This is a genomic window from Nocardia sp. NPDC047648 (assembly GCF_040642815.1).
GTDB classification, from domain to species: Bacteria; Actinomycetota; Actinomycetes; order Mycobacteriales; family Mycobacteriaceae; genus Nocardia; species Nocardia gamkensis.
In genome coordinates this window covers 193,580-217,716 of record NZ_JBEYSX010000012.1, presented here as the reverse complement: position 1 = coordinate 217,716, position 24,137 = coordinate 193,580, and the positions used below count along the sequence as shown (strand labels likewise).

Annotated in this window: 23 protein-coding genes; 2 read left to right on the top strand and 21 right to left on the bottom strand. The window is 68.1% G+C overall.

What is annotated here, in order from left to right; translation table 11 throughout:
- The first annotated feature begins 214 nt into the window (after positions 1 to 214).
- Both ABZ803_RS24725 and ABZ803_RS24720 read left to right on the top strand, forming a co-directional pair.
- A complete protein-coding gene (locus ABZ803_RS24725; protein WP_357042557.1) occupies positions 215 to 1,384 on the top strand; it encodes a hypothetical protein in 1,170 nt (389 codons plus the stop codon).
- Positions 1,381 to 2,355 carry a hypothetical protein gene (locus ABZ803_RS24720; RefSeq protein WP_357042555.1) on the top strand — a complete coding sequence of 325 codons (975 nt, stop codon included), beginning with the start codon at positions 1,381 to 1,383 and terminating at the stop codon, positions 2,353 to 2,355. The genes ABZ803_RS24725 and ABZ803_RS24720 overlap by 4 nt, the downstream gene beginning before the upstream one ends.
- A 126-nt stretch (positions 2,356 to 2,481) precedes the next feature.
- Here ABZ803_RS24720 and ABZ803_RS24715 read toward each other — a convergent pair whose 3' ends face one another.
- From ABZ803_RS24715 to ABZ803_RS24615, 21 genes are all read right to left on the bottom strand, one after another.
- Positions 2,482 to 3,486, bottom strand: coding sequence for a hypothetical protein (locus tag ABZ803_RS24715; protein WP_357042552.1), 1,005 nt, complete (start codon positions 3,484 to 3,486; stop codon positions 2,482 to 2,484).
- 99 nt (positions 3,487 to 3,585) lie between these two features.
- Positions 3,586 to 4,422, bottom strand: coding sequence for a helix-turn-helix domain-containing protein (locus ABZ803_RS24710; RefSeq protein ID WP_357042549.1), 837 nt, complete (start codon positions 4,420 to 4,422; stop codon positions 3,586 to 3,588).
- Between the two features lie 116 nt (positions 4,423 to 4,538).
- Positions 4,539 to 5,087, bottom strand: a complete 549-nt coding sequence (locus tag ABZ803_RS24705; RefSeq protein WP_357042546.1) for a hypothetical protein — start codon at positions 5,085 to 5,087, stop codon at positions 4,539 to 4,541.
- The gene (locus ABZ803_RS24700; protein WP_357042543.1) at positions 5,084 to 5,638 is read right to left on the bottom strand and encodes a hypothetical protein; all 555 of its coding nucleotides are present in this window, start codon (positions 5,636 to 5,638) and stop codon (positions 5,084 to 5,086) included. Before ABZ803_RS24700 ends, ABZ803_RS24705 begins: the two co-directional genes overlap by 4 nt.
- Positions 5,639 to 5,662: 24 nt before the next feature.
- Positions 5,663 to 7,291, bottom strand: a complete 1,629-nt coding sequence (locus ABZ803_RS24695) for a M23 family metallopeptidase (RefSeq protein WP_357042540.1) — start codon at positions 7,289 to 7,291, stop codon at positions 5,663 to 5,665.
- A 181-nt stretch (positions 7,292 to 7,472) separates the two neighbouring features.
- Positions 7,473 to 8,384: a hypothetical protein gene (locus ABZ803_RS24690; RefSeq protein ID WP_357042537.1), complete on the bottom strand. Its 912-nt coding sequence runs from the start codon at positions 8,382 to 8,384 to the stop codon at positions 7,473 to 7,475.
- Positions 8,385 to 8,514: 130 nt separating this feature from the next.
- A complete protein-coding gene (locus ABZ803_RS24685) occupies positions 8,515 to 9,378 on the bottom strand; it encodes a hypothetical protein (RefSeq protein WP_357042535.1) in 864 nt (287 codons plus the stop codon).
- Positions 9,379 to 9,489: 111 nt separating this feature from the next.
- Entirely contained in the window at positions 9,490 to 10,008 is a 519-nt protein-coding gene (locus tag ABZ803_RS24680; protein ID WP_357042532.1) for a DUF4913 domain-containing protein, read from the bottom strand.
- Positions 10,009 to 10,305: 297 nt separating this feature from the next.
- The gene (locus ABZ803_RS24675; protein ID WP_357042529.1) at positions 10,306 to 11,274 is read right to left on the bottom strand and encodes a hypothetical protein; all 969 of its coding nucleotides are present in this window, start codon (positions 11,272 to 11,274) and stop codon (positions 10,306 to 10,308) included.
- A gap of 684 nt (positions 11,275 to 11,958) precedes the next feature.
- Complete coding sequence (locus ABZ803_RS24670; protein ID WP_357042526.1) at positions 11,959 to 13,044, bottom strand: hypothetical protein; 1,086 nt, start codon at positions 13,042 to 13,044, stop codon at positions 11,959 to 11,961.
- Positions 13,041 to 14,738, bottom strand: a complete 1,698-nt coding sequence (locus ABZ803_RS24665; protein WP_357042523.1) for a hypothetical protein — start codon at positions 14,736 to 14,738, stop codon at positions 13,041 to 13,043. Before ABZ803_RS24665 ends, ABZ803_RS24670 begins: the two co-directional genes overlap by 4 nt.
- 85 nt (positions 14,739 to 14,823) lie before the next feature.
- Positions 14,824 to 16,311 (bottom strand): SCO6880 family protein, encoded by a 1,488-nt coding sequence (locus tag ABZ803_RS24660; protein ID WP_357042520.1) that lies wholly within the window; start codon positions 16,309 to 16,311, stop codon positions 14,824 to 14,826.
- 42 nt (positions 16,312 to 16,353) lie between these two features.
- Entirely contained in the window at positions 16,354 to 17,946 is a 1,593-nt protein-coding gene (locus ABZ803_RS24655) for a hypothetical protein (protein WP_357042517.1), read from the bottom strand.
- Positions 17,937 to 18,776 (bottom strand): hypothetical protein, encoded by an 840-nt coding sequence (locus ABZ803_RS24650; RefSeq protein ID WP_357042514.1) that lies wholly within the window; start codon positions 18,774 to 18,776, stop codon positions 17,937 to 17,939. The genes ABZ803_RS24655 and ABZ803_RS24650 overlap by 10 nt, the downstream gene beginning before the upstream one ends.
- A complete protein-coding gene (locus ABZ803_RS24645) occupies positions 18,773 to 19,414 on the bottom strand; it encodes a hypothetical protein (protein ID WP_357042511.1) in 642 nt (213 codons plus the stop codon). The genes ABZ803_RS24650 and ABZ803_RS24645 overlap by 4 nt, the downstream gene beginning before the upstream one ends.
- A 27-nt stretch (positions 19,415 to 19,441) precedes the next feature.
- A complete protein-coding gene (locus ABZ803_RS24640; RefSeq protein WP_357042508.1) occupies positions 19,442 to 19,711 on the bottom strand; it encodes a hypothetical protein in 270 nt (89 codons plus the stop codon).
- 17 nt (positions 19,712 to 19,728) lie between these two features.
- On the bottom strand, positions 19,729 to 20,019 hold the full coding sequence (locus ABZ803_RS24635) for a hypothetical protein (protein WP_357042505.1): 291 nt from the start codon (positions 20,017 to 20,019) through the stop codon (positions 19,729 to 19,731).
- Positions 20,016 to 20,702: a DUF6668 family protein gene (locus ABZ803_RS24630; RefSeq protein WP_357042503.1), complete on the bottom strand. Its 687-nt coding sequence runs from the start codon at positions 20,700 to 20,702 to the stop codon at positions 20,016 to 20,018. Before ABZ803_RS24630 ends, ABZ803_RS24635 begins: the two co-directional genes overlap by 4 nt.
- Positions 20,703 to 20,713: 11 nt before the next feature.
- Complete coding sequence (locus tag ABZ803_RS24625; RefSeq protein WP_357042500.1) at positions 20,714 to 21,487, bottom strand: hypothetical protein; 774 nt, start codon at positions 21,485 to 21,487, stop codon at positions 20,714 to 20,716.
- Positions 21,488 to 21,534: 47 nt separating this feature from the next.
- Positions 21,535 to 23,094 (bottom strand): cutinase family protein, encoded by a 1,560-nt coding sequence (locus tag ABZ803_RS24620; RefSeq protein WP_357042497.1) that lies wholly within the window; start codon positions 23,092 to 23,094, stop codon positions 21,535 to 21,537.
- Positions 23,091 to 23,678, bottom strand: coding sequence for a hypothetical protein (locus ABZ803_RS24615; RefSeq protein WP_357042494.1), 588 nt, complete (start codon positions 23,676 to 23,678; stop codon positions 23,091 to 23,093). The genes ABZ803_RS24620 and ABZ803_RS24615 overlap by 4 nt, the downstream gene beginning before the upstream one ends.
- Positions 23,679 to 24,137: the final 459 nt, after the last annotated feature.

The following is a 24,137-nucleotide window of genomic DNA, read 5'->3' as shown; positions in this document are numbered from 1 at the left end:
GGGTCGGGTGAAGTCGCAGAGCAGCCGCAGCACGTCTTCAGTCCGCTCATGGTCGCGATCACCGCCCCGACCAGCTGTCGCGCCGGTACCGGGCCGGACGGGTCGGCTGTGACAGGATGGCGAGCGCGGGGATGCAGTGCGCGCGTTCGCCTATACGGAGTACACCGGCAACAGTGACTTACCGTCCGGGACGGGCAGCCGCACGTCTGCCCCTGTGGCCCTGGTGGTCTGGATGGTTGTGTTCGCATGCCCGGCGCAGTCGTGGCTCGGGTGGAGAAAGAGGGGCGGGATGAAACTCGCGTGGTGGTGTGCGCCAGTAGTGTTGGCGCTGATCGTGTCAGGGTGTTCGCAGCAGGTCGCGGGAAAGCCGGATTCGGATTCGAAGCCGGCGGGTGCGTCCCCGACATTCGGGGTGAGTGTGCCGGCGGGGGATCGGCAGAAGCTCGACCTCGCCGAGCAGATCCGGTCGGTGGATCCGTGTGGTTTCTTCGATCAGGAGAAGATATCCGCTGGTTACGGGCAGATCTCTACGCTGGGTCCGGATGCGAGGATCAGTACCTGCGAGGTCGGGTTGTTGCAGTTCAACCGCAAGCAGGTCTTGTCGCAGGTGACGATCGACATGGCCAGCTATCCGCCGACAAACGACGAGGTGAACAAGCAGATCGCGGGTGAAACGGTCACCGTCGACGGTGTCCGCAACTCTTACGGCAACTGCGCCTACAAGGTGCCGATGCGGTTCCCGGCGGTCCGCGCTGCGAGCGGCGCGGCCGTGCCCGACATCGTGGAAGTGCCGACCGTTGCCTATGCGACAGTCAGCTCGGCAGGGTTCACCCCGGACACGCTGGGATGCCAACTGGTCGAGGAAACCGTCACCAACATCGTGACCGCGTTCCGGGACAACAAGCTCCCGCGCCGCGACAACACCCAGGTCGATGTGCCGTTGACCCGTCGCAGCCCCTGCGAATTGATGCAGCACCTGCCCGCGGGCCTGTCCGTGGCCAAGCTCGACGCCGAAGCCGAACCGTATGAGTGCCGCTTCCAGCTGCGCAAGCCCGGTGGCAGCCAGTACCTCACAGACATGATCAGCGTCACCTTCCTGCTGAACTCCGCCGACACCGCGATGAAGCCGTCCTCCACATTCGTGGCCGCCCAGGTTGGCGGTAAACCGGTGCTGATCGACCGCGACACCGCGGTCGGTGAGCCGCGTTGCTCGGTGTGGTTCGCCGCGGGCGCGGTGGTCGACACCTACCGCCCGGGCGCTCCGGCCACCGCGTCGACGAAGAACGCCGCGCGCTGGCAGCCGATGGTGTCGCTGCAGGCACCGTGCCGCGTCACCGATGCCGTGACACCTGCGGCGTTGACCCTGTTCGGGGCCAACGGATGAGAAAACCTATGCTCGCCCTGGCGAGTCTTGTGCTGGTCGTGTTCGCCGTGTGCGGCTGTAGCACGACCGTCGACGGCGCTGCCACCCCGCTGGGGATGCGCTACCGAAGTAACCTCACTGGCGGCTCTTCGCTGGATGACCTCGCCGAACGCGACAGCGCACGGCTGCTGGACCCGTGCGGGATGCTCGACGAGCCGTCCGTCAACGCGCTCGGGCGCGCGTTGTACTTCGGGGTCGGGCAGGACCTGGACGAATGTGTGGTCCGAATCGATCGGGCCACCCTCACCCAGGGCGTCACCACTGTCGGTGTGTCCTTGTCGGTCATGCCGGGCTTCAGCGGCACCCCATTCCAGGTCGGGAATCGGCGGGCCTCGACGCTGCGCTCGGACGACACGTGTTTCATCGCACTGCAATACAACGAGCGCCGCGCGTTCCACTATTCCGCCACCGCACGCCCCGGCACCGACCCGTGCGCACCGCTGCGGGCCATCGTCATTGCCTCAGCCCCGCTGCTCGAGCGCAACGCGTTACGCGCGAACTCGACCCGGATCCCGAAAACCACAGGCGCCGCGAAAGACCCTTGCGCGGCCTTGGACACGGCGTTCGATGCGAAGCAGAAGTTCTACCTGCGCGCGTTCTCACCCTACGAATGCGACGCATGGCTGGGCGACTACACCCCCAACGACAGCAACAGATTCGCCATCGCAGTGTTCAACGTCGCGAAATCCCAAGCCACCTACGTCCCTTCGAACGCACGCAAATTGCTGCTCGCCGGCGTGGACTCGGTGGAGGAGAACATCAGCGGCGGCTACTGCACCATCCGCGCCTACGTCGGGGTAGCGCAGCCGTTCCCGACCCGAGGATGGGACGGCACGCCCGAAGACCGCATCGAAGCAGTCAAGGTCAGCGGACCCAGCTGCACCGAAACCCGCAACCTCGCCGTCGCCGCAGTCAAGGCATACCAGAACTGACTCCCGCGCGAAGTCAGGAAGCACCCGGCGCCGATGGCGATCGGAGGTCGCGGGAGGGTGACGTATGGAGCTGCGGAAGTCCGCATGGGCAGCTGACCACCTCGCGGCGGGACAAGTCCTTCGGGTCTACTTGCCGTAGAACTCGAGGATCGCTTCCGCGGTTCGCTGCAGCGCAGCGCATCCTGCCAGTGTGGTCATGGAGACAACGTCCACCCAATGCTCGGGGCCGTGGCTGTCGGCATCGCCGGTGAAGTTTCGGATGTGCGAGGAACCGACGTTGGGGTAGAAGTCCGCTGAACAGTACCCGGTAGGGCTGTTGTGCGATCCACGGTTGATCTGCATCTGCCCAGACCTCACGCCGTAGACCTTCCCGTCTTTGCGGGCCCACTCGAGCATCTCGACAGTTTTCTGGGTGTAGGCGATGTTCTGGCTGGTCGTCTCGTCGCTGCTGTCGAGGGCGAATTTGCAGTAGTACGGACGCAGCCCGGTATCGACCTGCAGCCGCGGCTTGTTCTTGCCGATGACCGACAGGGCGGCGCAGGGATCCAGCCGGGCCAAAGGCGTGTCGAGTACACGCTGCGAACCCGCGCGAAGCGGCTTGCTCTTCAGCATCGGCAGTGCGGCCCGCACGAAAGCGGTAGCTTCCGAGCAGGTGTTGGAGTTATCTCGTCCTTTGACCCAGAACATGAAATCCCGCACCGGGTAAGGCACCGTGGCCATGCAGCCATCGGCCGGGCGAAGACGCACCGGCACCCCGTCGATCATCGTGGGAGGCGTCTCGGTGTCCCGCTGACCAGTGTTGATCTCGACTGCGTAGATCCTGCTGGGGCCGATACTCGGTTGGAACCGCAGGATGCAACTGTCGAAATCCTGGCCCTGCCCGAAGTAGATGGGTGCGCCGAGGGTCGCGATCGCTGCCTGATTGACGAAGCCGCACGCGTCTAGTCCACGGACGCGGTCGGACACCGCCAGCCGCGCCTGCTCCTGGGCACTCAACGCGCGCCGGTAGCTCGATGGACCGTTGTCGACGATTTGAGGCACTGCGGCACCGGCGATGTCGCGCCCACATCCGCTCAGCAACGTCGTCGCCAACACAAGCGCCGACAACACAATCCCCACCCTGAAGATCATTTCGGCGAGCCTACTTTCCTCCCTATCGTCCAGCTGCAGTCCGGGGTGCGGGGCCAGACGGGGCGAAGGGGGGCGGATGAAGGCAGCCATCCGACGTTGTCACCGGATTCTCTCAGTGTCTTCGGCGGGTGGTTTGCGGACGCCGAGGAATAGGCGGATGTATCCGTGGGTGTCGGTGACGGTGCTGGTTTCGACGTTCACGGCGAGGTGCTCGCCTTGCGCGGTGCGCAGGACCAGCGGCCGATCGATATCGCGGCGGTAGGCGATATCGGTGCTGTCGTTCCAGCGCGTGTAGAACTGCTCGTCGGCTTGTAAGCGGGTCAGCAGCTGGCGGGTGGCGGGTGCGCTGCGGTGTTGGCCGAGTATGGGTTTGAGCCAGCGCACCATCTGCGTGGCCTCCTCGTCCCAGTCGACCAGCACCTCGCGCGCGATCGGAGTGAAGTACCACAGCGCAAGGTTCCCGGCTTCTTCCAGGCCGGGCAATGCCCGGTCGAGAGTCTTGTTGATCGCGAGCACATGCCACAGCGGGGAGAAGTAGCCGGCGAGCATATCGACTCGGTCGAGGTCGTCGAGACGTTCGACAAGAGCAGGTGTATGCGCCACCCGCGCACGCAGCGTCTCCACCCCGACCAGCGGCACGGCAGGCTCGCGCAGTTCACGGATGTGGCGGATCTGCGCTGCGGTCAGCGAGTAGCCCGAGGCGAGTAGCTGCAGCGCTTGCTGTGTGGGGACCCGGACGCCGTTTTCGACCTGTTGAAGGTAAGCGGCGCTCAGACCGACTCGGGTCGCGGCCTTCTCTCTGGAGAGGTGTTTGCTGGCGCCGGGTCGACGGATGGATTCGCGGACCTGACGCAGATACGATCCCAACGCTGGAGGCGTGAGGTCCGCGCGGTGGGTTGCGGACATCGAGCGGCGAAACCCGGCGCCGGAGCTCATGTCGTGGTCGAGCGATCGACTGTCCGCCTCGGGTGGAGTGTCTGATCGAAAGGTGTCGTTCAACGTTGGTGTGCGCTCCTGCTCTTGATCGGTGCCCTGAGGGGCGGTCTGGGCAGCTACTGCTGGATGCGGAAGTCGCTGAGCTTCCATCCGTCGGCGGTGTGCTCGGTGGCTGCGTGGACGTGTAGAACCTGATAGGGAGTCGAGGTTCCGTCGCGGTGCAGCACGATTTGGGTGACGACCGCGGTCACGGCACAGTGGTGGCGGTCGCAGCCGGTGATGGCCTGTGCGGCGGCGCGGGCGGTGACGATGTCGCCGGATCGCCGCCACGCCGCCCACTGCGGTAGTTCACGCACTCCGGTCGCCGGTGGGCGTTGCGAGGTGCGGGCGAGTTCGCCGGTCAGCCAGGGCTGCGCGCGTGACAACGCCGACCCGGTGGTGGCGTCGATGACCGGCTGCCAGGTGAACAGCGCCGTCAGAGCCTGTTGTGCCGCCTCAGCTGGACCGGCAGTATCGGGGGCGGGGCCGTGAATGGTGTGGTCGGCGTCCCCCGCCGCCGTGGTTTCACTGTGGTCACTACGGTTCGGGCCAGTCAGCACTAGTGTGGCCAGGACCGCAGCCGCGACACAACACAGCACACTCAGCATCGTCCGGCGCGGTGTCATCGGAGTGAGGGGGCATCGACGCGGTCGAACAACCAGGCCGATGCCAGCGTGGTGACGGCCTCGCGGAACGAGGCGGGCCCGGTGTCGAGGGTGTAGAGCAGTTGGACGTGCCGGTCGCCGTCGAGGGCGGCGATCGCCTCGATGGAGGTCGGTTGCGACAACCAGCGGCGCACCAGGTCTTCGACGAGCAGGCGGCCGCGGGCACGCGTGCGGTTGGCTGCCAGGATCAGCGCTTCGAGGTAGTGCTGGGCGGTATCGACGACGGCGGGTGGTTCGCGGCTGGGCAGGTGGAGCTGGTCGGTGTGTAGCGGCTCCTGAACGACAACGGCGTTGATGGAGTCCAGCAGGCGCGCCAACGCCAGCTCCCGAGTCCTGTCGGTGAGGTGTCGATCGGCTTTGACCCGGTCGTAGTCGCGCAACAGCGCTGAGAGTGTCGCGCGCCAGCGCAGCAGGTTCACCGCGAACCGCGCCCGTGTCAGTGTCGTGGCGGGGTCGGGTCGCGCGGCGAGCAGACGCGGTAGTCGCAGGTCGGTGATCATCGCACTGGTCATCAGTGGGTTCTCCTGTCGGTGTCATCAGCTCAGCGTGGTGCTGAACTCGGGGGTGGTGGCCAGGATCTTGTCGACGTACGGGCGGGTCTGGGTGAGGTAGTCCGCTGCGCCGGTGGGGAATCCGCCGGAGGCCAGGACCGCGCCTTCCCCGGCGTTGTAGGCGGCCAGATACAGTTCGGCGCGTCCGTGGGGGGCGTGGACTTTTCCTTCGTCGATCCAGGTGTCGACCGTGGCGGCGATCGCGCACATGTAGCGGCCTTGGGCCATGATCGCGTCACCGATGTCGAACGGGGAGGCTTGGCCGTTGCCGTCGTCGTCGGCGCCGTAGACGGCCCAGGTGCCGGGCATGAACTGCGCGGGACCTTGGGCTCCGGCTCCGGAGGTTACGCGGGGTTGGAAGCCGCTTTCGGCTTTGCCTTGAGCGGCCAGCAGCGCCGCGCTGATCTGCGGGCACAATCCCCCGGCGCGGCGATACCAGGGCTCGAATTCCGGCGGCACCGAACCAGGCGCGAGCTGCCCGTCGCTGGTGGTCGCTGCGGCTTCACACCCGGCGCTTGCGGCGCGGCCGGGGGATTGTGTGGGGCCGGTGAGGGCCGAACCGTCGGGGTACCCGCCGCCTGTCACGCTGATGTGTACGTGGTCGAAGTGGTTGGCCGTGTCGCCGCCGCGGTCGTCCATCAAATTCGACGTGCCGTCCGGCGACCGGTACACCTGCCGCCAGATGATGTAGTCGACGTGGAAGTCCGCGGCGTGCGCCATAACGTAGTCGGCGATGCTGTCGCCCAACGCTTTTCCCTCACCAGTGGCGTAGTCGGGAATCATCACGTCGATCGCCCGCCCGGAGGGATGGTCGGGGTAGGGATCGGATTCGCGCCATCCACCGATCGTGGTGATCTGCGGAAACGTCACCGCGACCGCGCGAGCAACCCGAACCGCGTCGACCTGCAAGTGGGCTTCCACACTCGCGGGCAACGGCGGCAACTCCGCCCCCGGCCCCGCCGCGGCGGCGGCGCGGTCCGCGCCCGGCGGCGTGCCGGGCCCGGGAGCCGGTGCCGGGACAGTCGGGGTGCTGCCGGGTTCGGCGGCGCCGTCGAGCCATGTTTGGGGGTCGGTGGCCTGACCGCCGGTGAAGCGGCCACCGGGCCAGGTTTCGAAGTGCAGGTGCGCGCCGCCTGGACCTTTCGGGACGACTTGCCCGTTGTAGCCGACGAGGGCGATCTGCTGACCGGCGGCGACCTGGTCACCGGTGTGTACTCGCAGGTCGGAGTCGAACATGTGCCCGTAGACGGTGGAGATGATGTGGCCGTCGATGTTGTGGTCGATGACGATCCAGGTGCCGAACCCGTCGGCAGGGCCGGAGCGGGTGACGATGCCGTCGGCGGCGGCGTAGATCGGTGTGCCCGCGGCGGCAGCGAAATCGATCCCGCGATGGAACTCCCCGCCCTCCCGGTATCCGAACCCGGAGGTGATCTGGTAGGTGCCCGACTTCATCGGCGCCACCCGCGTCCCCGGCGACAATCGGCCCGCAGCGCCGAGATGCGTTGCGGTGCAATTGTTTCCATCGCCGTCGGAGTCGAGCATCAGTAACAGCACCATCAGAATCGCCGACACCCACACCAGCCCCGCCACCGCGATGATGCTGGCCAGCCTCATGGCCCACTCCGTGTACTGATCGCACGGAAGACGCGATGGGCAGCCCACGCCCCTACGGCAGCGGGCACATCTATTGCGGCGAGGCTCAACGACCGCTTGATGGTGCTGATGTTCATTGCGCAGGTGGCTGCCAGCACGATGGTCCTCGGGTGATGCGAGGCGGGTGGGCGTGGCGGAACTGTCACGGCCCGAGGTCCTGTCCTGGGGCCATCCCGGTCATGCCGCCGGGGGCCGCGTGGGGATCTGCGGAGTTCTCCGTGTCCACTATTGGGGCGGTATGCGGCAGAAATGCGGCGTCGATCAGCAGGTCGGGGCCAGAGGCTTCACTGCTTCTGAGGCCGGCGACCGCGTTGGCGGCGCGTTCGATCAGTAGGTGCGGGAGAGGTGGCGCTTCACCCGGCTCGGTATCGGGCAGCTGGTAGGTGGGGAGTCTGTCGAGGTCGCGGAGGATTTCGTGCTCGACGCCGCGCCATGCGTAGGCGCGCCAGCGCTCGTGCAGTTCACCATCGTCGTAGGTGGCGACCAGTCCGGCCAGCCGCTGCCAGCCAGCGGTGTCGCGACCCCATATCTGTGTACGTTCCTGTGCGGACAGACCGATCGCGTGGGCGACCACGTTGGCCCGATTCCACAATGCGGCCATGTTGCGGCCGAACTGGTCGACTTCGTCGAGTTCGCGACGGTGGGAAGCTTGATCCGGTGCTCTGCCGAACCGCTGTTCGGCGGCGATCGCGGCCATGTGCTCGAGCTGCCACACATCCGTGGCGATACCGTCGACCATGTAGGCATGTACCCGGTCCTTGCTCCCGGGCAGGCTGCCGGTGGTGAGCGTGCTGTCATACCAGCGCACGCCGCGGTGCCCAGCCTGCCGTGCCTCGTCGATCGCGGAGGCGGGCAGACCGACTGCGGCGGCGTAGAACTCGATCTCGGCGCGATCGGATGCCAGGGAACGCAGGCGGTCTCGCCAGATGCGGATCGGTACCGACTCGAGGCCGTCGCGGGAATCGAAGGTGGGGTAGCCCGCCGAGAGAATATGCGTGTGCTCGGCGGAGATGTCCTGGATGCGGCCGAGCAGCCGCAACTTCCAACTGGGCAAGGAATCGAGCTCTGGTGAAGACTCGTTCACGGCATGTGTCGCTTTCTGCGCGTTACGGAATGCTCGGCGCGCTGCGGTAGCCGGCTTGGTGAAGCGGCAGCGTCGCGTTGAGTCTTCGGTGCTGCTGGGCTCACAGTTGCGTCCCGCCCTCGGGTGCTATCGCGGGTGACTGCCCAGGCGCGGATACCTCTTGTCCGAGTTCGGTTTCCAGGGCCGCGGTGCCGTGTGCGGGCAGCACGGCGGTGACTGCGTCACCCACTGAGGTCGTGGAGGCAGCGGCCGGTGCCGATCCGGCGGTTTGCGGGGGGACCGGATTCAGGTGCGCGTGCGCGGCGTTTCTGGCTGCGGTGACTGCGTGCTCCAGCGGCGGCAGCAGCGGCTGCGCCGCCGCGGGCCGGTGGCGCAGTGTGCTGGCGACCTGATTGGTGCGGGTTTCGTGCCAGGGGGCGGCGTGGCGCCACCATGCCTCGTCGAGGCCTGCGCCGGTCCCGACAATGCGCACGGTGGCTGCGATTGTGCTGTCCCAGCCCTCGAGCAGGCGCCCGCGAATCGCCGCGACCTGCGCGCCGGTCGGCCCAATGAGAGCGGCAAGGTTCTCGATATGGCCGTGCACGACCCCGAGGTTTCGCTGGTGCTGCTCGAATTCCGCGATCTGCTCGAAGGTGACGACCTCGCCGCGACGTGTCTGGTCGAGAAGAGCATCGACGGCGATCATGTCGCGCAACAACCCGATTTCGGTCTGTACGCAGGTCAGCAGATAGTCGCGGATCTTGTCATCGAGGTCGGGTGCATCGCGGATGTCGGGCCAGTTTCGGTTGAGCAGTCCGGTGACGCGGGCGCTGTCGATGTCTTTCCACGCGATCCCGGCCGCGTGTGCGTTCTGTTCCGCTTCACGCTGAGCGAGAAAGGTATCGGCCGTGGCGGGCTGTTGTGGCTGCCGACTAGCTGCCGCCCGGTCGCCGACCTCTCGTAGCAAGGCGCGCCGAGCGGCCACGGCCTCGGAGGAGGCGGTCGCGTCCGGATCATTTGTGGGGTGGCTCATCATGTCTCCTGGGGTGTCTCGGTGTGGGCATGGGCCCTTCACGGGTGGCTGGACCGCGGACCGTCACAGGTCGCTCCTCTCGGGGTTGGTTTCGGCTGGCGGCTCGATCTCGGGAGGCGGAATGTCGCGGTCGAATGCGGCCAGCACATCCGGTGGTATCGGGACCGAGGGCAATTGGCGAGGCCAGCGCTGCCGGGGGTGGAGTGTTTGACCGCGGTCGTGTCCGTCGGTGGTCGAGCAGCCAGCGAACGTTCCAAACGGCGACATCAGAACTGCCATGTGGGGATCCGCGTGGTGGATGATCCAATGGGAAAGACTCGGATCCTCGCTTCTGCGGCGCTCGAACTCCCACTCTTGCCAGAGGCTGTCCAGCCGGACCACCGCATCAGAGTGTTTCCACCATTCGGCGCACCAGGCGCGGACAAGGAACACGGTGTCGCAGAGGTCGGGATAGGTACGCTGCAACGAAGGCAGGTCCGACACCTCGATCAGAAGTCGCGGGTACAGCGGCAAAAGAATTGTTTCGACAAATTCCGCCAGATCTTTGCATTCGGTTGGGTCGGAATCGGTGTGCCAAGTCATCGGAGTGTTTCCTTCCGTTGATTTTCGGGCGCTGACACGCCGGACTGGACTTTCATCGGAGCTTCGGAACGACAGATCCTGGGGGCGGATTGCTGAACGAGCGACACGATCTGAGATCTACGCTGCTGCTGCTGTGTAGGTTCCCGCCGTACTTTTCGTCGCGTGCTGTGGCGACCTGTGGGGTCGTGCAGCTTTCGCATCCTCTTGTCGCCAACTTTCCCTCGTCGAAATTTCGCTTCCTTCAGTCGCTGAACGGATTCGAACCATCAGTTGCCACCACCCGTTCCTTCTCCCCGTTCATAGGTCGAATCCGTAATCAAAGCCCGGTCCCTGCTGCGCGGGCGGCGGCTCGTCGGCATCGACGGTGCCGAATTCTGCACGCTGTGCGGGCTCACCGGCCGGCCCGACGTTGGGGTCCTGTAGCGGACTCGGTGCCGGGTCGGGGTCTAGCTGCTCGTTCTGCCCGCGTCGCATCTGGATGTCGGACGGCATTGCCATGTCGATCAACGACTTCGGTGCGGGCTGCCAGCCAGCCAGTTCCCGGGTGGCAAGGGTGATCAGATCCTGTGACGAAGGCAACAGATCTCCGCGAGCGACAGGGGGACGGCGCCGCAATGCGCTGACCAGCCATAAGGTGTCCTCGGCGACGCCGGGTAGCGCGTACTGATTCCATTCCTCCCGAGCGGCCCCGACCCCGCCCCAATCGCTTCCCATTGCGTCGAACACTCGCTGCCAGTATCCATTCGCAGCCGACTGGATGAGAGCCTTCTCGGCGCTGGTCATGGCGATCAGCTTGGCGATGGTCGTGACGGTGGCAATCTCGCCGTCCATGTTGTGTCGATATCGCAGCGCAATCTCCGGATCCGGCACCGCTGCGGCCGTTGCGCCCGAATCACGGTGAAAGCAAAACACCTCGACCGCAGCCATGTGCAGGACCGTGTGGGCCCGGCTCTCGGCGATGGCCAACAGATCCTCCCTCGCCGCCCCGACAAGATCGGACTCCGTGCGCAGGCTGCTCCATCGGTGACTCAGAAATCCGGCAGTGCGCACCTGATCGAGGTCGGCACCGCCAACACCAGCTGCCTGGGCCATCGCTTCGGTGTCCGCCCGCATTGTCTCCAACGCCGCCAGGTCGTCGAACAGTTCACGCGTCAGTGCACCCTCACGCGGACACCCACGGATCCTTAGCCAGTCGGCTTGGATCCAGGACGCCAGGTCGCCCACACGCTGCAACAACATCCAGCCTCGGTCGTCGCCGGTCGCCATTCGCCTCAACCCCCGGTGCGCACAGCCCGGCCGCCGGCACGCCGACCCGAGGTCTCATCGAACCGCCAGAGTCGACGGCAGGTCGGACCGACTCTGCCGCAGCGGAATTCATTCATCAGAACTCCTCACTTTCTCACTTGTTGCCGGGTTTCCACCAGGGAAATTCGCGCACCGGGCAACCCTTTGTCGATGGGGAACCGGCCGCAGCGCCGTGTCGAAGAAAATCCACTTGAGTCACTTGAAAGCCGACGGCCACACTAGCTTCCGAGCCGCGAACTGCCATACCAGACCAAATCCGGCCACTTCCCTCATCAATCGTGGCGGGCACCGAACACCGCCAGTGCACGGTCGGGCCGTCGACACACCGAACTCGATTCTCTCCAATTGTTCGGAAACGTACGTTGAGCGAATAAATTTCGGGACAAGCAAACTCAGTCATGGGAACCTACACTGCTACTACTACTCATCCGGCGTCTCCGTTGGTGTCGAATCCTGCGAAGCGGGTGTTGGTGTCGTGGATGCCGGTGGCGCGTTCGGTGTCGGTGAGTTCGACGAGGAACGGGATGCCGGGTTGAAGGAACCGAGCTCTGGTGACGACTCTCGTTCACGGCATGTGTTGCTTTCTGCGCGTTACGGATTTCTCGGCGGGGAGCGCGCGGGCCTGGGCTTCGTCGGCGCGGATGGTCATAGCGACAACCCGGGACCCCGTGAGTCAGGTGCCTCGGCGGCTGGGGCGGGAACTTCGCCTGGTGCCCATTCCAGGGTCGTGGCGGGATGGATCGCCGCCTCGATCGAGGCCGACAAGCCGACGTCACCGGCTTCGGGTTGATGAACTACTCGATCTAGTCTGTTGTCGAGGCCAGCTGCCTCGATCAGGCCGAATCCGCCGTACACACCCGCTTGCCGGTCGACCGTCTCAGTGACGGGTCCGTAGATGTAACTGTCGAACCTGTACTCGTGCACGTCCTCGCCAGCGGCTTCGACGGCGCTGTGGTCGGCGTTCAGTGCCTCGCTGGCCCGGCCGAGCATTACGGAGGGTGCTGGTGGCACCGCGCCGGACAATATGCGCTGTGATGCATGAGGCGCCGGGGGGTCCGTCGTCCGGGCGATGTCTATGGCCGCTCCCGGGCGGGCGTACTCACGCCAGCGCTGTTCAAGGTTGGCAGCGTCGTAGCCGTAGACGGTCGCCTTGAGGAGACGGATCCAGCCGGCTTGGTCGCGATCCCATAGCTCGGTTCGCTCCGTGTCACTGAGCCCAGCTGCCAATGCTGTGGTCGCGGCCCGCTCCCAGAGCGCGGCCATGTTGCATTCGTATTGCCGCTGTGCGTCCGGGTCCGTTGGCAGTGGGCGGTCGTTGTGGCGCCATTCGCGGTCCACCGCGATGGCGGCCATGTGTTCCAGGTCCCAAACATCGTCGGCGATCGCGTCGACCGCCTCGACGCGGACCGCGCTGTTTCCATCCGGTGCTGCCGGACGACTATTCAGGATGTCGCTTCGGATCCCGCGACGCCCCGCCTGCGCTGCGGCTGTGATGTCAGCCTCGCGGATTCCGGCTGCCCTGATGCGGAACTCAAGGTCATGGCGGCTGCGGTCCACCTCGGCCGCCGCCGAGCGCCAGGCATCGACCGCCTCGCCGCCTCGCCGGCCATACCTTGGGTAAGAACTACCCTCGTGCAACATTCGTTCGTAGTCGGCGGTGGTGTCCTGTAATCGCGCGAGCAACCGCGCTTTCCATTCAGGCAGCCCGCTCGTCTCGTCTGGAATATTCACGGTGTTTCCTTTCCTACGGCCGCCGCTGGTGCGGTGTCGCCGTTGGTGTCGAATCCGGCGAAGCGGGTGTTGGTGTCGTGGATGCCGGTGGCGCGTTCGGTGTCGGTGAGTTCGACGAGGAACGGGATGCCGGGTTGGCGGCCTTCGCCGACTTTGAGCAGGAATTTGCCGGTGCCGGGTGGGGTGGGGCGTGGTGCGCCGGGGCGGATGGCTTCGCCGGTCAACGCTTGTGGCGCTGACCAGTTGGTGACCATCGCGCGTTCGGCGGCGGTGAAGGGGATGAACGTCGAGAGCCGGTTGACTTCCTCGCCGGGCAGGGCGCCGAAGATCTTCGCGCGTGCGCGTTCGAGGAACCCGAGCGCACGGGAGATGGCGGCGTCGCTGCCGAGGGCCTGGAGATCTTTGATGGTGTGGCTGATCATGATCAGCGCGGTGGCGATCTGGCGTTGCAGGCGGGTGAGTTCGTCGACGCGTTCGACCATGAAGTCGCCGAGGCTGAGTACCTGCCACAGCTCGTCCATCACGACCTGGAAGTAGCGTTGCGGTGCCAACCCGGCGTCGGCGAGCATGTTCAGTGCCTCCACAGCGCTGAATCCCGCGCCCCAGCAGGCCAGCATCACTGCGGCTTTGAGTTTGCGGTCGCCGGTGGGGATGTGGGAGACGTCGATGCATACCGCGGTGGAGTCGAGGTCGATGCCGACGGTGGTGGGGCCGTTGAACACTTGCCCGAACGGTCCGCGGGTCAGCGCACGCAACGATTGCCGCAGCGGAACCACCGCGGCCTGATAGCGCTGTTCGCTGTCGGCGGCCGCGTCCAGTTGCAGGTCCGGGCCACCGGCGACGATCACCTCCAGCAGGTCGTCGAGGATGGGCTGGCGGGTGGCGGTGAATCCGCGTCCGCCTTCGCTGACGGGCCGGTAGAGGCTGGTGAGGGCAGTGGCGATGACGGTTTCTTCGAAATCGGCGACGCGGCGCCCGCGCACGAGTTCGACCAGCGCGCAGATCAACGCGATCTGGCGTGCGCGTAGTTCTTGGGCCAGTGTTTGGGCGCGTTCGAACATCTCGGCGGCTTCGAGGCGGGCGAGGACTTTGCCCATGACCCCGACATCGAGGGGGTTGAGTTGCCCGTAGCCGTAGCCGAGGTCGATGACTTGGCCGCCGACCAGTTCCACCAGCGCCCGGTAGTCGGGTTTCACATCCGCCAGCACCAGCGGGGTGATGCCTTGGGCGATGCCGCCGAGCACGATGCGGCGCACCAGCGACGATTTGCCGAATCCGTTCAAGCCGAGCACGAACAGGCTGGGCGCGGTGATGAATCCTCCGCGCAGAAACCAGTTCATCGGGTCGAAGCACACCGGTGCGCCGGTGCGCAGATGCGGACCCAGCGGGGTGCCGACCAGCGGCGCACCCGCCCCGACCGACCACGGCCACAGTCCGACGACCTGGGCGGTGGTGCCGCGCCACTCCGCGGGCCGCCCGACCGCCGATACCCGTCCGCCGGTCGGCCCGGCGTACCCGGTGTCGGTCAACCGCAGCACGGGACGGTCGAAATCCTCGACCGCGGAGCGTTCGAGGACGCCGAGGTTGCGGCGTCGGTGGTCATCGCGCGAGAGCAGCACGCCCGCCCACGCCCCGCGCACTCCCCCGCGCCGCTGCCGCGCCTGCAGCGCGGCGCGCCGCTCGTCGGTCAACACCTGGGGCCCACGCCGACTGGACGCCGGCGCGCCAGAGGCACGCTGCGGCGTTTCCGTCTGCGATCTGGAGGTTTTCGCCATCGTTCTACCCTTCGAGTGCTTCGGGGATGGTGGCGTGTTCGGGCAGGATGACGCCGACGCCGAGGGAGGCGGCGAAGGCTGCGGAGTGGTAGGTGTTGCAGCGGCGGATGCTCAGCCGGGCTTGGGTGGACAGGTCGCGCACGAGTGCTTCGATGCGGGGGATGTCTTCGCCGCGGGGCGCGGTGAGGGTGATGAGGATGCCGTAGCGGGTCAACCCGTGGCCGCGGGCTTGTTCTTGTCGGGCTTGTTCGGCTCCGGCGACGCGGATGCTCGCGGACGCGGAGACCAGCCCGCCGCGGGTGTTCTGTTCGGCGACGCGGGCGTTGCGGTAGTCGTCGTCGACCAGGCGGGTGGCTTCGGCCGCCGAATGTGGCCGGTAGACGATGGCGACGCGTTTGCGGGGCAGGTCGGGGTTGGGTTCCAGCAGCCGTTGCAGCACCCGCTCGGTCACCACGCCGCGGGGTGCTTCGGTCATCTCCCAGGTGATGCTGACCGCACCAGCGTGCTGGAGGCGGTCATAGCGTTGCTGTTCGTCTTGCGGGCCGGCCATGTCCCAGGTGACGCCGTGACCATCCGGTTCGGTCGCGGCGGCTTCCAGGTCGGCTTGAGAGGCCGGGTCGTAGGCGCGGCGCACGAACGCGGTGATCTGAGCGGCGGTCATCGGCTCCGCTCGCACCCCCGCTTCGGCGAGGGCGACGAGAATGCCCGGCAAGCGGCGCCCGATCTCCAGGGCTTGTTCGGCGGGGACTTTGCGGCGTTCGGGGGTGGTGGCTTCGAAGGTGATCGCGATGCGTGGTTCCAATTGGACGCGTTGGCTGGCCAGCTGGGAGGCCAGCTCCCACATCACGTTCGACGCCAGCGCCGGCGCGTCGCGGTGGGTGAGCGCGGAGACCTCCCCCATCAGCCGGTTGCCGGTTTCGGGGATGGTGTCGATCACCGGCACGATCGCTTTCACATCCGGCGCCGAACCGACCGACGCCAGGAACGCTCCCCAGGCCGCAACCCATTGATCCACCAGGTCCTGGTCGACGGCTTCGCCGCCTTGCGGCCACGCCCGAAGCACCACGGTGTATTCGTCGAAGCGTGGCAGGTGGATCATGCCGAAGCGGTGGCCGTCGACGGCCTGGCCCTCATACATGCGTGAGGGCGCCAGCAGGCCGGGTAGCCGGGTCGCGCCGCCGGGCATCGCCGAGAACGACCCGGACCGGTAGACGTGCTCGCCGCGGCGGGCCCCGCGCCACCACTGCCACAGCAGCAGCGCCCGCGCGTACCCGGTGCGGCCGCCGATCTGGATCACCAGCGGCGCGGTCACCACCGTCCCCGTGGCGGCGACGACGCCCGCGGCCAGCAGCCCGAAGACCGCTTGGGTGAGCACGACCGCGATGATCACCGCACCAGCGGTGATCATCGCCACCCACGACAGCCCGAACAAGCCCTCGGTGCGCGGCCGTGAGCCCGCACTGTAGGTGCGCTCCACATACTCCACGCTCACCGCGACTCCTTCCTGAACGAAACCCGCTGCGGCACCACTTGTTCAGCGGGGGATGTCATGAGGCCCCAGATCCGGCCCGCGATAGCGCGCCACCCCCGACGCAGGCGGGGCCCCGCCGGTGACGTCGTCGCTCACGCGGTCGACTGCCTGGCCCGCGCCGGTCGCGACCGTCGACGGGTGCACCGCACGCCGCACCAGGGCCCCTGAACCTGAGGGATTAGCCTGCACCGCAGACGGTTTCGCAGGTCCTCGAGAACCGCCCGGGCCCGGCAGCGGCTTCGGCGACCCACCCCCACCGCCGCCGCCACCTCCGCCGGTGGGGCGGGCCGGGCCGGAATGCCCGCTGCTCGTCGGGCCGCTGCCGGTGTTGGAGACGAATCCGGCAGAGCCTGCACCTCCGGACGCTGCGCCGCGGGCCAACAGCGCTTTGCCTCCGGTGGCGGCGATGATGCCTGCGCCGACTGCGGCGCCGGTGGCTGCCGCGCCGCTGCCGCCGGAGCCGATCACGCTCATAGCGGGGGCGACCAACCGCACCAGCGCCGGAAGCACGAACGCCACGCTGCACAGCAAGACCATGCCGACCAGCGCGCGGTGCGCCGAATCCGCCGATCCCGCGGGCGGCTGCTGGTCGAGGGTGGTGTTGGTGGTGTCGGCGGTGAGGTAGGCGATCATGTACACCAGCGACGCGACCGGTTTGAACAGCAGGAACGCCACGATCCACGCACCCAGGCGCTGGAAGGACGCGCGTCCGCCGCTCATCCCCGACGCCGCCGCGGTCAGCGGGTAGATGCCGACGGCGACCACGAGCAGGGCTTGGCGGATGATGGTCAACGCGACCATCGCCACCGCGCCGAGGATCCCGACCAGGGCGACGATGAACACCAGTCCCGGCCCGTACACGCCGAAGCGGTCGGTGCGCACCAGCAGCTCCGCCGCGCCGCGGGCGTTGCCGCCGGTGGAGTCGTTGATGATCCACATCGAGAACGCGTCACTCAGCCGGGCACCGGCCAAGATGGCGAAACCGGCGATCCAGGTCGTCGCGGTCGAGCGCACCAAGGTGCGGAAGGCTTCTTCGGCGTGCTCGGCGGCCATGTGCTGGCGGGCGATCCCGATCCGCAACGCCGAGAGGAGAATCGAGAACGCCAGCAGCCACGTCTGCACCTGCCGGGTGTAGGAATCCACCCGCTGCCACAGTGTCTCCCCGCCAGTGGCGGGGTCGTCGAGGATGCGGTCGTTGGGTAAAAACTGTGCCCATGCCGTGCTCAAGGTGAGCGCGTCACCCAGCCCGTCGAGCAGGATTTCGGTCACCTGCCCGAACGTGGAATCCCACAGCTTGGATTTCGTGGCCTCGATCGCGCTGCCCGGGTGGGAGGCGGCGTTGCCCGCCTTGCACACCGCCGAGGCCACATCCCCGGTCCATGTGCCCAGCCCGGGGATCGACGACAGCGCGTCGTGTATCTCGTTGCAGGTGTGGTCGAACCCGTAGGTGGTCGAGGTGCCGGATTCGGCCGGGACCGGTGCGGGCGTCGGTGACGGCGTGAGCGGCTGTGCCGCGGCCGCGCCCCCGGCGCTGATCAGCACGGCGATCACCGCGGCGGCGGTGAGGGCGAGACGGCGGGCGAGGTTCAGGACCATCGTGTCCACCCCGTCAGATCGGTTGTTGTGGTGGTGGGTAGCTGTTGGCCGTTGCCGCGCAGGCGCCAGTCCCCCTCATGCCAGACCATGCCCACTGTCACCGTCACCCACGAACGTGTGCCGGTGGGCTCGGTCGGGGTGCGGGCGGCCAGTCGCAGTACCGCCAGATCGGTGGCGTAGCTGTCGATGCGGTACGCATCGGGCGCCACCAACGCGCGGGTCACCGACTCCGGTTGCTGCACAGGTAGTTTCCCGGCGGCGATCCCGGCGTCGAAGGCTGCCTGGTCGGCGGCGGTCAGCACCATGCGGGCGGCGACCAGGGCCCGGTCTCCGGGGCGGGCGGCGACCTGGTTGATGCTCGCAGCCGCGGCCACGGCCGCGCCCTGGGGTGTGTGGGCGTAGCCGGCGGCGATCCCGTCCCGCACGCGGGTGGGGCCGTCGGAGGTGGAGAACGGCACGACCGCGCCGTGCACACGTTGCCACCCGCCGGGCTCGGCCAAACCCGAGGGCGGCGCGGTCAGCCAGTCCGGGTCGCTGGGCTGGCGTACGGGGCCGGTCTGCGCGCGCAGCTGCCCGGCCGGGTTGCGGGGGATGTCCACGCGGCGGCCGAACGCATCGACCGTCGGCACATCGAAGCTCTCCCCCGTCGCCGGCGGCGCACTGGTCGTGGCGGCCACGGGATCCCGGCCCGTGGTGGAGGTGTGGGTGCGGTGGGCGGCGAAGGCGATCGCGGCGGCGATCAGGATCAGCGCCAGCAGCGCCACCGACGCCACAGTCCACCCACTGACCTGCCGTACCTCTGGGGTGGTGTTCCGCCGCTCGGTGGTCATTGGGGGGCTTCCAGTCTCACCTGGGCGTCCACCGTGGCGGCCTCGCGCACCACCGGGTCGGTGGCCGACGGGTCGGGCAGCTGTAGTCGCCAGTCCTCGGCCACCCACACCACCGTCGCGGTGTTCACCGCGACCGAATTGTCCGGGAACGACGTGTAGATCTGTAGGTGGGCGATCGCGCGGTTGTAGTCGGCGATGGTGTAGCCGCGCACGCGAGGCGCGGTGGCGGGATCGGCGCGGCCCTGGATCGACAGCAGCACCCGAGAGCTGGCCCAGGCGTCTTTGCCCGCGCCTGCGGCGATTTCGTGTGCCGCGACGCTGGCCCAGTGCTCGTCGGGGGCCAGCGACATCCGCACCGTGTGCACGATCGCCGCCAGCGCCGCCCCCTGCGGAGTGTGCGTGAATCCTGTCGCGGCCTCCGCGCTGAGCTGCCCGGGTCCGTCGGCGCCGACCGGCAGCCGCACACCTTGATAGTCCACCCAGTGCACGGCCGCAGGAACCGCGGTCAGATCATCGGCATGCACCGAGGCCGGTGCCTGGTGATCGTCGCGGCCGCAGCCGCCCACTGCCACACCCATCGTCACCAGGGCCGCCGCGACAGCGGCCACAGCGCAACGCTGGTTTCTAAAAGGGTTCATGTGCAGTCCTTTTCGCGTGCGCATGGGTCAGAAGGCGAGGTCCATGAGCAGGGAGGCGGCAATCGGCCAGGCGACGGTGGCGAATACCCACGACAGCAGGACCCGCATCACCTCCGCGGGTGCGGCGGGTGGGCCGGGGGGTGGGCGGAAGTATTCCCAGCCGGCGCGGCCGCCGACCCACGCCAGCCGCATGATCAGCCCGACTTCCACACCCCACAGCAGCCACTGGAATATCTGGCGCAGTTGGTCGGTGATCTCCGGCGGCAACTGCTTGTACGCCACAACCGTTTCGATCATCAGGCCGCCCCAACCCCTTACACGTCGAGGATGGCGTTCATGATCGATCCGGCGCTGGTGGCGACGATGCCGCCGATCAAAGCGCCGACGACCATTTTGGGGGACTCGAGCATGCCGCCATGCCACTTCTCCCACGCGAAGCGGCCACCAGCGAAGATGATCGCGCTCACCCCCGACAGCAGCACAAACCACATCAGCCACTGCACCAACTTCGTCAGCCCTCTCGTGCCCGGCGGCGCTTCGGGGGTGAAGTTGTTGACCTGCGCGAGCATGCTGGTGTGCTCGGCGGCGGACAGGATCCAGCTCATGATGTCTCTCCGATGTCGGTGATGGTCGCGTGATGCAGTGCGGCGACGGTCTCGGTGACTGCTGCCCCGAGCGCGCGCACATCCGGTGGCGGCGTGGACAACTCGTCGTCGCGGCGTGCACCCTGCGGGGTCGGTTGTCCGGGGGTCCAGACCGGGAGTGCGTCGTGTCCGGCCAGCGTCCAGCCTTCGTGCCAGTCGACATGCCACAGGTGCTCGACCAGCCCGCTGTAGAGGTCGCGGTCGCGGCGGATCGCCGCCGGGACGCGGCCGGGTCGCGCGGCGACGGTGACCAGCCCCACGACGGTGCTGGCTCCGGCCAGCCCGGCGTGGTGCTGGCGCAGCAGAGCGTCCGCGGCCGCCAACCCGATGACGGTGGCGCGGGCCACGACCAGCACATACGGCGACTCACGGCCGATAGGGGCCGGCCAGCGGCGGTGACAGTCCGCCGCGGGAGCCAGCAACCGCTCCAGCGTGGTGACTCCCGCGCCGCCGTGGGCGCCCAGCAGCCACACCAGCGGCGGTCTGCCGCCAGGTATAGCACCGCGGCCCACCGGCACCGGGCGATCCCACACCGGAGCCCGCTGGGCGGGCGGCGGCGCCACCACCGCGCGGGTAGACGCTTTCGCACGAGCCCGGTTGAGGGGGGTGCGTACGCGGTCGCTGGTGGATGTGGTGATGTCCATGGCGGCTGACCTCATGCCGGTTCCACCGCCACCACCAGCGTGCGGTTATCGCGGGTGGTGGTCGAGATCGTTTGCCGGTGCACGGTTCGGGAGTCGTTGGGCCAGCGTTCGGTCACGGTGACCGCCCACCGGTCCGGCCCGGCCGGGGTGATGTCCACGCAGTGGGTGGTGCCGGTCGGCACGGCGTCGATGCCGGCTTGGATCTCCGCGTCGCTGCCGAACCGGCCCTCAGGCGCCAGCAGTGTCCGCACGACCGTGGCGTCACGGCGGGTGTAGTACGAGTACTCCAGCGCCAGAATCACTTCCGGCCCCGACGCGGTCGATCCCGCCCCGCTGCCGCTGACCCTATCCGCGCCGGTGCGTTGCACGCACCACTGCTCAGGCGCGGCCGAGGAAGCCGGAGGCGCAGCCAAGGGCGGGGACGCCGCACCGGTGAGCGGTGACCGGGATTGCGGTGCGGTAGCGGCGGGCCACCCCCAGATCCCGAGACCGATGATCACGGCCGGACCGCAGATCGACAACAGCGCGACCACCAACCGGCTCCGCGACCGCGGCCGGGTGCGGTCAGTAGTCGTCCGAGCGATCTGCTCAGGCGGCTTGGAGGCCTCCGTGGTCGAGGTGATGGGCGCGGGCTGGGGCAGCCATGTGGTGTAGTCCACCTCGGTGACGTCCGGTAACAACAGCGCCTCGGGTGGGAGCATGTCCAGCTCGTCGGACTCCGGCCAGCTCGGTGGCAGCGGCGAGGACAAGCCAGGGACGATGAATTCACCACGCGGATCGGACAACGGTCCTCCTCTCCTGTGCGCCCGCACGCCACCGGCCCGACCAGACATCACGGAGTGGGGCTGGTCGAAGACGGCCAGGAATCGAACAGTCCCCCACCGCCCGGTCGGCTGCTGGTCGTCGGCGCGGTCGTCGAGGGCGCGCCGCCGATCGACCAGCCGCTGCTCGGCGTCGCGGTAGTTGTCGAGGTCGCCGTAGTGGGTGTCGGGCGAGCGGTGAGATCACGGGCGAGGGCGCTAAACCAGTCGGCGGTGAACTGCACAGGTGCCGCGCCGTCGGCGGCGACGGGGTTGGCGGTGTAGGCGCCGCGGCTGCTGATCGCGTCGCTGTATTTCACCCCGGTGGTGGTGTCCACCAGGCCGGTGTTGTCGGTGACGTTGGCGACCACCGCCTCGAACGCCTGGTTGACCAACCGCGACACCGTCGTCGGCGGCACCAACTGCGGCAAAGCTCCCAACAGCTTCTGCCCCAGAACAGCCAACCCCGCGACAGGGTTCGCCAGCCCCGCGGCGGCGATCTCGGCGATGTTTCCCGGCGTGATGACCGCCTTGGCCACCGTGATCACCGAATTCAACGCGATCGTGCCCACTTTCAGCAGCGCCTTGAACACGTCGTTGATCTCCAAGGGGGTGCGCGGATCCGACGCCTCGGCCATGCGCGCCGACAGAGACGTGCGCGAGGACAGCGACAGCGACGCCAACGACGTGCCCTGCACGTCGTTGTTCACCACGCTGGTCGCGGTCTTGATGGCGGTGAACGCCAACGCCTGCGTGACCGACGCCAACGCGCGCAGCGGATCACCGCCGGACTGATCGGCCGCAGCGACGATGTTGGACACCACCCGCAAGATCGGGGCCTGCGCCGGGGTGTCACACGCCAAATCGCCAGCGACGCAGAAACTTGCCACCCGCCCGGCCAAAGGCCCGAAGTCGGCCACCGCGCCGCGTTGCGGCCCGATGCCGCCGCCGGTCAACGGCTGCTGCGGCAACGCCTGAAGCCGGGCCACCGCGCCGCCGCTGGTGCCCGGCGCCGGATCGGGCACCGTCTTGCCCGGCTGACCGGGAAACAACGCCGCCGAGGGGGTGCGGCTCGGATCACCGAACAGCGCCACCCCCGCCACACGCTCAGCGGCGACAGCGCCCGCTCCGCGCGCCACCGATTGCGCGAACTGCGAGGCGACTTGCGCGCCCTGCGCCGCGCCCGCTACCGCAACCTGCCCGCTCGGGCATCGCGACGTGAACTCAGAGGCAGCCTGCGACACCGCCGCGACCCCGGCGTCCACACTGGCTGCAAACCCGCCACCGCCTGTAGTGCCCGCGACAGCTGGGACGGAGGCGTCGTGCCAGGGCACATAGACCCGGCGCACCGACCCCGGCGCGGCAGCCGACAGCATCGGACGAAACACCTGACCCAGCACTCCGGAGTCGGTGTCGGGGGCAGCGTCGGCCGCGGCCTGGCCCTCCCCCTGAATGCCGATCACCAACAGCGCCGGGCAGTTCTGGCCGGTGACTGGCTGCGCCCACGTGCCCGGCGCCGCCGCCACGGCGGCCGCCGTCGTTGTCGCGGTGATCGCGGCTGCCGCCAGCAGCCGCCGCAGCGGCGTGATCACGAGCAGTCCTCGTCAGCCCCGGCGGAAGCATCGACGTCTTCGTCGACGGTCGGCGTGTCCGGATCCTGCTGTGCGGCAGGGGTGTCGGTGGTCTGGTCGGAGGGCGGCTCGGCGGGGTCGAGGTGGGTGTCGGACCCGAGGGCCGCGGCTGCCGCTGCGCCGACGCTGGCGCCGACGACTCCTCCGGCGACTGTGGCGGGGATGCCCACGATCGCCGCGCCGGCCATGCACCCGGCCAAGCCGCCAGCGAACGCACCGAACGGCGCCAAGGCACCACCGGATACAGCGCCGCCGATCACTCCGCCTGCGACACCACCGACCGCCATGCCCGCAGCGCAGCCGGTCAAGCCGCCGACGAACCCGCCCGCGTTGGCCCCGACACTCCAGCCTGCGACGCCACCGACCATGGTCGCGGCCGCGCGCCGATCGGACTGATCGATCGGCAGCCCCGCCGCGTCGAAACCCGCCGCGATCCACCACTCAGCGGTATCAGCGAGATCCTGCGCGACTGCTTGAGCTTCCGGCGGCACCCACTCCGGCACCGCCACCGTCTCCGTCCCGAACCGCAGCGTGCGCGGCTGCATACCAGGCGCGACCGGCTCAGGCGCGGGTGCTTGCTGCGCCTGCTGAGTCTCTACCTCACCAGAGTCCGCTTCGGGCTCGGGTGCCGGTGCTGCAGCCGGCGGACGGATGGTGACCGCCGGTTGCGTCTGCTGGCTCGGGCGCGGTCGCGCAGGCTTGGGCAGGAGATCCACAACAGTGGGTGAGTCCTCCGGCGGCGCAGGCGCCGGTGCCGGTGCCGGAGGTGTCGTGCTCAACCCGGGCTGTCCTTGGCCCGGTGATTCCAGCCCTGGCTGCGCGGCATACGCAGGCCCCGCAGCCAGCGCGGCGGCCACTGCTGTCGCCGCGAAAGCCAGCATCGGCTGACGTCGAACAGTCATATCGTCCTCAGATCCTCAAACCCGACTCGAAAGGCACCCAACGCGCTGGCCTGAACCCGTGATCGGATCCCGCTGTCTGCCGCGAGACGGCGGTGAACGCCA

Excerpts from the sequence above, each read along its gene's own strand:
- ABZ803_RS24720 (WP_357042555.1), top strand. The coding sequence starts at position 1,381 with ATGAGAAAACCTATGCTCGCCCTGGCGAGTCTTGTGCTGGTCGTGTTC.
- ABZ803_RS24715 (WP_357042552.1), bottom strand. The coding sequence starts at position 3,486 with ATGATCTTCAGGGTGGGGATTGTGTTGTCGGCGCTTGTGTTGGCGACG.
- ABZ803_RS24710 (WP_357042549.1), bottom strand. The coding sequence starts at position 4,422 with ATGAGCTCCGGCGCCGGGTTTCGCCGCTCGATGTCCGCAACCCACCGC.
- ABZ803_RS24705 (WP_357042546.1), bottom strand. The coding sequence starts at position 5,087 with ATGACACCGCGCCGGACGATGCTGAGTGTGCTGTGTTGTGTCGCGGCT.
- ABZ803_RS24700 (WP_357042543.1), bottom strand. The coding sequence starts at position 5,638 with ATGACCAGTGCGATGATCACCGACCTGCGACTACCGCGTCTGCTCGCC.
- ABZ803_RS24695 (WP_357042540.1), bottom strand. The coding sequence starts at position 7,291 with ATGAGGCTGGCCAGCATCATCGCGGTGGCGGGGCTGGTGTGGGTGTCG.
- ABZ803_RS24680 (WP_357042532.1), bottom strand. The coding sequence starts at position 10,008 with ATGACTTGGCACACCGATTCCGACCCAACCGAATGCAAAGATCTGGCG.
- ABZ803_RS24675 (WP_357042529.1), bottom strand. The coding sequence starts at position 11,274 with ATGGCGACCGGCGACGACCGAGGCTGGATGTTGTTGCAGCGTGTGGGC.
- ABZ803_RS24655 (WP_357042517.1), bottom strand. The coding sequence starts at position 17,946 with ATGGTCCTGAACCTCGCCCGCCGTCTCGCCCTCACCGCCGCCGCGGTG.
- ABZ803_RS24650 (WP_357042514.1), bottom strand. The coding sequence starts at position 18,776 with ATGACCACCGAGCGGCGGAACACCACCCCAGAGGTACGGCAGGTCAGT.
- ABZ803_RS24645 (WP_357042511.1), bottom strand. The coding sequence starts at position 19,414 with ATGAACCCTTTTAGAAACCAGCGTTGCGCTGTGGCCGCTGTCGCGGCG.
- ABZ803_RS24640 (WP_357042508.1), bottom strand. The coding sequence starts at position 19,711 with ATGATCGAAACGGTTGTGGCGTACAAGCAGTTGCCGCCGGAGATCACC.
- ABZ803_RS24635 (WP_357042505.1), bottom strand. The coding sequence starts at position 20,019 with ATGAGCTGGATCCTGTCCGCCGCCGAGCACACCAGCATGCTCGCGCAG.
- ABZ803_RS24630 (WP_357042503.1), bottom strand. The coding sequence starts at position 20,702 with ATGGACATCACCACATCCACCAGCGACCGCGTACGCACCCCCCTCAAC.
- ABZ803_RS24615 (WP_357042494.1), bottom strand. The coding sequence starts at position 23,678 with ATGCAGCCGCGCACGCTGCGGTTCGGGACGGAGACGGTGGCGGTGCCG.